This window comes from Oceanicaulis sp. UBA6590, from assembly GCF_002433705.1.
In the GTDB taxonomy this organism is placed as follows: domain Bacteria; phylum Pseudomonadota; class Alphaproteobacteria; order Caulobacterales; family Maricaulaceae; genus Oceanicaulis.
On record NZ_DJIQ01000028.1, the window covers coordinates 1 to 5,777 of the forward strand.

Genomic DNA, 5,777 nt, shown 5'->3' on the forward strand with positions numbered 1-5,777 from the left:
CCAACGCGCCGGCCGCCCGCTCTGAAGGAGTGAGCCGAGTATGGGGGAAGGTTGGGAGGGGGAGGATAAGTTGGGGCTTGTCCTCGATGAGTGCGGATGAAAGCAGCGTCGCATGGGCCCCCTGAACTAGTCCGAAGGCCGAGAGGCTCAAGCTCAACATCCCGGTCCTCGGGCTTGACCCGGGGACCCATTAAGCCCCTACCCCGCCTGCGCTTCGAGCCAGAGATCGAAGCGGTCATGGCCCCAATACTTGTCCGCGCCATCAATCAGGAAGGGCACGCCGAAGACGCCGTCTGCGTCGGCTTGCTCGCTATAGCCGTCCAGGATCGCGTTGAGCGCCTCGCCGGTCGGCAGGGCATCGGGATCAAATCCCTCCCATTCCGCCATCATCGCCGCCTTCGCGAGCACGTCCGGCTTGGAGATATCGAGCCCCTGCCCCCAGCGCAGGTCAGAGACCGCCAGCGCGAACGCCATGCCCTGCCCGGCGGCGCTTGCAGCGTGAAAGGCAGCGTTTGAAGGCGCGTAGTCAGGATCAAAAGGGTCAGGCAGCGCCAGCGGCAAGCCTTGACGCACCGTCATGCGGTAAACGTCCTGCACCAGGTAATCGCGCTTTTTCGGATTCGACAGCGGATCGACGAAACCGCTCTCCGGGCTGAGGATGAAGGGGATCAGTTCACCCGTGAACCCGGCCCGCGCCAGCTTGTGCAGGCCCAGGCGTGAATAGGGGCTGCGGAAGCCGAAATAGCATCGCAGGTCTGAGGCGGTCGTGTCGTTCATGTCGCAAATTCCCGGGCGCGAGGAGAAATTGATCGTCTGCAGCTTAACAGCCACGTCGCAGGGCGCTAACGTTCTGTTAACAGCATCGCGTATGGCGGCCAGTCACATTTGAATGAGCCGCGATGCAGGTCGAGGGGGCCTCTGCCATGGGCGTCAGAACCGAGGGGGATGAGCGGCGATGACATCGGAAGTCATGATCATGAACCGGCAGGCCGTGGTGCTGGCCGCGGACAGCGCCGTCACCTATGGCGGCGGGCCAGGCTCGGTCGTCACGCTGGAAGCGGAGAAGATCCTCCAGCTCGGCCCGAACATGGCGCTGATGGTGTATTCGCGCGGCGACGTGCTGGGCCGGTCCTGGTCGCATATCGCCCACGCCTTCAAGCGCGCCCAGGGCGAGCTCGACTTTGACAGCGTGCAGGCCTGTGCGGACGCCTTCTTCGCCTTCATCGACAATAACCGCCAGCTCTTCCCAGAGAAGGAGGAGCGCGAGGAGCTCGAGGACCTGATGCGCGCGGCCATGCTGACCGTGCTCAATCACGCCCGCAATCTTCGCACCCATGCGCCGGGCCAGTACGAGACCGACGCCGCAGCCTTCGAGGGCGCGCTGGATCTGTATCGCGCGCACCTGCTGCAGGATGAGGGCGGGGCGGAGCGACCAAGCCTTGAAGTCTTTGCGGCTCTGGATCGCGACCGCTTCTACCAGCAATACGCCAGCATGCTCGACAGCCTGATCGGCGAGGCCCTCGGCGAATTCGGCATGCAGGAGAGCATCCGCAACAAGCTCTATGACTTCGCCTATCTGATCATCACGCGCCCCGCCTTCCTCGAGCCCTATGCCGGGCTTGTGTTCGCCGGATTTGGCGAGGGCGACGTCTTCCCCGTCTATTGCCACTATTATGCGTCGATCATGGTCGATGGCGTCATCAAGCGCGCTCATGACGAGACGACCCAGGTCGGCGTGGAGAACGGGCCGAACGCGTATCTGCGCACGTTTGCGCAGGCGGAGATGACCCATGCCTTCCTGCGCGGGGTCCATCCGTACATGTTCGATGTGATGGCCTCGATGAACATGGTGACCAATGAGGCCGCCAGCGAGATCGCCCTGCGCAAGGCCGGCCTCGACGAGGCCGAGATCAGTCGGGTCATGGGCGAAATGCGCGACTCAGAACTGCTGTCCCTGTCCGCCGAATTCATCCACACCGCGCGCACGATTTCACAGGAAGAATTCATCGACCCGTTCATCGCCGTGGTCGCCGCTTCGGGCAAAAAGCAAATGGGCGAAACCGCCAAGGCTCTGGTGGAGCTTAACATTCTCAAAAGCGACCTGCACCAGACCCAGACCGGCGTGGGCGGCGAAGTCGATGTCGCAATGATCTCGCGCACCGGCGGATTTGAGTGGTATGCTAAAAAATCGTAAACTGCCCCTCCACCCTCACACGTCCTTGAGGAGGTGATGATGAGCGAAGACCCCACACGCCTGAACATCGAACGGGCCCGCGAAGCTCTGGCCCGCGCCCGCCTTGATGATGTCGCCATGGCGGTGCGCGCCCCGCGCCCGGCGGACCTGTCCCGGCTCGAGGAAACCCAGGCGCGGGCTGAAAATCTCAGCGCCCGGGCGGACGCCTTTCGCGACACGGTGCGCTCGCGCATGGGCCTGTCCGCCTATACAGGCGGCGCGGCCAGCTTCACCTCGGGACTGTCGGGCATGGACGCAGCGCTCTGCGACGCTGATGTCTGCGCTCCGGCTCCGCCTGCCATGACTGACGCCTCACGCGCCGCGCTGATGGGAGAGGTCGAGCGGGCGCCCGCGGTCGCACAACCCTCCGCCGCCGACGATGCCAGGGAATCCCGCAGCGCCGAGCCCCGAGAGCCGCGTCGCCGCCGCTTCTTCTGGCTGTTCTAGGCCGTCAGCAGGATCTTGCAGATCGCTTCAAGACCCGCCTGATCCTCGGCGTCAAACGCGTCGAGTTCGGCTGAGTCCACGTCCAGAACGGCAGCGAGCGCGCCATCGGCGTCAAGGACCGGCACGACGATTTCCGATCGAGACCGGCTGTCGCAGGCGATGTGGCCCGGAAACGCTTCGACGTCCCGCACCAGCTGGGTCTCGCCGCTCTGCGCAGCCGCGCCGCACACGCCGCGACCGAACGGGATCCGCAGACAGCCCAGCGTCCCCTGATACGGGCCCACCACAAGCTCCTGAGGTTTCTGCGGATCCACCACGTAGAAGCCGGTCCAGAAAAAGCGCGGGCCGAAATTGTGCGCCAGCAGACAGGCCGCCGTGGCGTATCGCGCGGTCCGGCTGGTCTCACCGGCGACGATCGCGGCGATCTCCTTGCCGATCCGGATATAGGCTTCGGCCTTGGTTTCACCCTCGACCGCGGTGCTCATTTCTTCGGCCATGACAGGTTCCTGCATGCTGTGACGTCATTCTTGCGCGCACATCTAGGCGCAGGATCGTCCTGACGCCAGCACCCGTCTGTAAAGAAGTGTGATCACGTCTTTCTCACGCGCTCGTGCAAAGCTGTGTAAAGCGGTAAGCAGATACATCGCGTATGCCTGCCCTGACCGGCGATTGTGCCGATGAGATGGGAGTTGATCATGCGTAAAGCCTTGTTCCTCGCCGCCGCTCTGGCGGCTGCCGGCGCCGTCCTTCCTGCGGACGCCGCCTGGGCGGAAGACCCGATCTATACCGGCCGATTCAGCAATACCGCCGTCGGCGGTTACGACGCCGTCGCGTACCATACCGAAGGCCAGGCGATCCGCGGCGAGCGTGAATTCTCAACAGAATGGCGCGGCGCTGAGTTCCGCTTCGCCAGCCAGGCCAATCTCGACCTGTTCCTGTCCGACCCCGAGGCCTATGCCCCGGCCTATGGCGGGTATTGCGCCTGGGCGGTCTCGGAAGGCTATACAGCCAAGGGCGATCCCAATGTCTGGAACATCGTCGATGGCGTTCTCTACCTGAACTACAACGCCCAGATCCAGGACCGCTGGAGTACCGACATTCCCGGCCATATCGAGCGGGCGAATGCGAACTATCCCGGCCTTGTGGACGAGTAGGGAACGGATATGGCCGGCTCACTCCTGCGCAAAATCCCCGCTTACGTTCTGGGCGTCTGGATCTCCGCGATCTTCCTGGATTCCCTGCGCTTCAAGTTCACGGGTCACGAAACGCCCCGACACATCTTCGAAACCCTGCGCGACTGGTCGGGCATCGCGCTCTTCTATCCCGCGGGTCCCTGGATCATCGGACTGGCGGAGCTGACCGCCTCCTTGCTGGTGCTGGGTGTTCCCTTCATCATCCTGCTGACCACGCGAAAACCGGGCCAGGCCGCGCTGAGTCAGACCCTGGGCGGTCTGCTGGCCCTCGCGGTCATGAGCGGGGCGATCGTGTTTCACCTCTTCACGCCGCTTGGGATCGAGACCCCGACCGCCTGGGACAACGGTCAACCGACCGATTGGAGCCCCGCCCTCTTCATCGCCGCTTGCCTCACATGGGTCGCAGGCGCGATGCTGGTTCTCCTGCGTGGCGGTGAAGCCCTGCGCATCCTGAAAGGAAATCCTGACTGATGAGCCCCGCCCCCGCCTCCGACACGCAGACCCGGGACAGTCACAGCCTGTTTGCGGCGCTGGAGGCGGAACTGGCGCAGGGCGCAAGCCGCGGCGCGGACAAGCTTGCGCCATATGCGGCTGGCGGGCTGGAACGGGCGGCGAGACATCTCGCACAATCCCGCAGCCCGCTCGCCCTGTTCACAGGCTTTTACGTCGCCCACGCTGCAAAACCCGCAGCGGAAACCGACGGGCCGCTGACCGTAATGGCGATCGCAGAAGCGCTCTTCGCCCTGGGACGCGAGGCGGTAATCATCACCGATGCGCCCTGCGCGCCCGTGCTCTATCGCCTGGTGGCCGAAGCCGGCCTGCCGGCGGATGTGCTGTATGTTCCCGAAACGCCAGACATGCTCGAGCCTGCACTCAGGGCGCGTGGGGTCGACACCGTGTTCGCCATCGAGCGCCCCGGACGCGCGATCGACGGACGCTGTTACTCCATGCGCGCTCGGGACCTGACAGCCCATACGCTCGCCTTTGACGCGGTCTTCAGTCCCCGGTCTGGCTATACGCGTCTGGCGGCGGGGGATGGCGGCAATGAAATCGGCATGGGCGCCCTGCCGAAATCCGCGCTTTTCAGCCATATCGCCGATGGCCAGACCATCGCGAGCGCCACCGGCGCCGACGCCTTGATCGTGACCGGCGTCAGCCACTGGACCAGCTACGCGCTCGCCGCCGCCATGGCCGCTGTCGCGCCGGGCGATTCCGCGGTCTGGCGGGACGCTGTCAGCGATGCCCGCGAATGCCACCGTCTCTCAGCAGCGCTCAGCGCAGGCGCGGTGGATGGCGTGACAGCCGAATCCGCGCCGACGATTGACGGCCTGCCCCTCGAAATTCACCTCGCCAAGCGGGACCGCCTGTTCGCCCTCGCACGCTGACTGGACGCGCCGTCAGAGCCTCCCGCTCCTGCGATTATGTCACGCACGATGGAACAACCGGTCAGGGTGTCTCGTTGATCCCGTAATGCGAATGCGCAAAACGAGGACCCTCCCCATGGCTCAACTCACCACCATCAACCCCGCCACCAACGAAACGCTCAAGCAGTATGACCTGATGTCGGATCAGGACGTCGAGCAGGCCATCGAACTCTGCCATGCGGCCTATGAAGACTGGCGGCTGACCTCACTGGCCAAGCGGGCCTCGGTCATTCGCGCCATTGCGGACGCCCTGCGCGCCCGCAAGGACGAGTATGCCGAGCTGATGACCCGGGAGACCGGCAAGCGTTTTCAGGACGGACAGGCCGAGATCGAACTGTGCGCCAGCATCTGCGAGTACACGGCGGATGAAGGGCCTTCGGAACTCGCCGATGAAACGCGTGAACGTCCGGACGGCAAGGGTCTCGTCACCTATTCGCCCATCGGGGTCATCTATGGCATCCAGCCCTGGAATTTCCCCTG

The 5,777-nt window shown here is 64.4% G+C and carries 8 protein-coding genes; 6 read left to right on the forward strand and 2 right to left on the reverse strand.

The annotated features are described in order from the left end of the window. Positions 1-198 precede the first annotated feature (198 nt). Positions 199-777, reverse strand: a complete 579-nt coding sequence (locus B2Z70_RS06280) for a DsbA family protein (protein ID WP_292982022.1) — start codon at positions 775-777, stop codon at positions 199-201. Positions 778-955: 178 nt separating this feature from the next. Here B2Z70_RS06280 and B2Z70_RS06285 point away from each other — a divergent pair, with 178 nt between their 5' ends. Both B2Z70_RS06285 and B2Z70_RS06290 read left to right on the forward strand, forming a co-directional pair. After that, positions 956-2,194 (forward strand): hypothetical protein, encoded by a 1,239-nt coding sequence (locus B2Z70_RS06285; RefSeq protein WP_009801521.1) that lies wholly within the window; start codon positions 956-958, stop codon positions 2,192-2,194. A 39-nt stretch (positions 2,195-2,233) separates the two neighbouring features. Continuing rightward, the gene (locus B2Z70_RS06290; protein WP_292982023.1) at positions 2,234-2,680 is read left to right on the forward strand and encodes a hypothetical protein; all 447 of its coding nucleotides are present in this window, start codon (positions 2,234-2,236) and stop codon (positions 2,678-2,680) included. Here the strand turns inward: B2Z70_RS06290 and msrC are convergent. After that, positions 2,677-3,177, reverse strand: coding sequence for a free L-methionine (R)-S-oxide reductase MsrC (gene msrC / locus B2Z70_RS06295; RefSeq protein WP_292982024.1), 501 nt, complete (start codon positions 3,175-3,177; stop codon positions 2,677-2,679). The genes B2Z70_RS06290 and msrC overlap by 4 nt on opposite strands. A gap of 198 nt (positions 3,178-3,375) precedes the next feature. Between msrC and B2Z70_RS06300 the strand changes: the two genes are divergently transcribed. The 4 genes from B2Z70_RS06300 to B2Z70_RS06315 form a co-directional block, all read left to right on the forward strand. Beyond that, the gene (locus B2Z70_RS06300) at positions 3,376-3,834 is read left to right on the forward strand and encodes a YHS domain-containing (seleno)protein (RefSeq protein ID WP_009801524.1); all 459 of its coding nucleotides are present in this window, start codon (positions 3,376-3,378) and stop codon (positions 3,832-3,834) included. A gap of 9 nt (positions 3,835-3,843) precedes the next feature. Further along, complete coding sequence (locus B2Z70_RS06305; RefSeq protein ID WP_292982025.1) at positions 3,844-4,344, forward strand: hypothetical protein; 501 nt, start codon at positions 3,844-3,846, stop codon at positions 4,342-4,344. Continuing rightward, positions 4,344-5,258, forward strand: coding sequence for a glutamate cyclase domain-containing protein (locus B2Z70_RS06310; RefSeq protein ID WP_292982026.1), 915 nt, complete (start codon positions 4,344-4,346; stop codon positions 5,256-5,258). The genes B2Z70_RS06305 and B2Z70_RS06310 overlap by 1 nt, the downstream gene beginning before the upstream one ends. A 115-nt stretch (positions 5,259-5,373) precedes the next feature. Further along, on the forward strand, positions 5,374-5,777 hold a 404-nt coding region (locus B2Z70_RS06315; RefSeq protein WP_292982027.1), incomplete at its 3' end, for an aldehyde dehydrogenase family protein.

Excerpts from the sequence above, each read along its gene's own strand:
- B2Z70_RS06280 (WP_292982022.1), bottom strand. The coding sequence starts at position 777 with ATGAACGACACGACCGCCTCAGACCTGCGATGCTATTTCGGCTTCCGC.
- B2Z70_RS06285 (WP_009801521.1), top strand. The coding sequence starts at position 956 with ATGACATCGGAAGTCATGATCATGAACCGGCAGGCCGTGGTGCTGGCC.
- B2Z70_RS06290 (WP_292982023.1), top strand. The coding sequence starts at position 2,234 with ATGAGCGAAGACCCCACACGCCTGAACATCGAACGGGCCCGCGAAGCT.
- msrC (WP_292982024.1), bottom strand. The coding sequence starts at position 3,177 with ATGGCCGAAGAAATGAGCACCGCGGTCGAGGGTGAAACCAAGGCCGAA.
- B2Z70_RS06300 (WP_009801524.1), top strand. The coding sequence starts at position 3,376 with ATGCGTAAAGCCTTGTTCCTCGCCGCCGCTCTGGCGGCTGCCGGCGCC.
- B2Z70_RS06305 (WP_292982025.1), top strand. The coding sequence starts at position 3,844 with ATGGCCGGCTCACTCCTGCGCAAAATCCCCGCTTACGTTCTGGGCGTC.
- B2Z70_RS06310 (WP_292982026.1), top strand. The coding sequence starts at position 4,344 with ATGAGCCCCGCCCCCGCCTCCGACACGCAGACCCGGGACAGTCACAGC.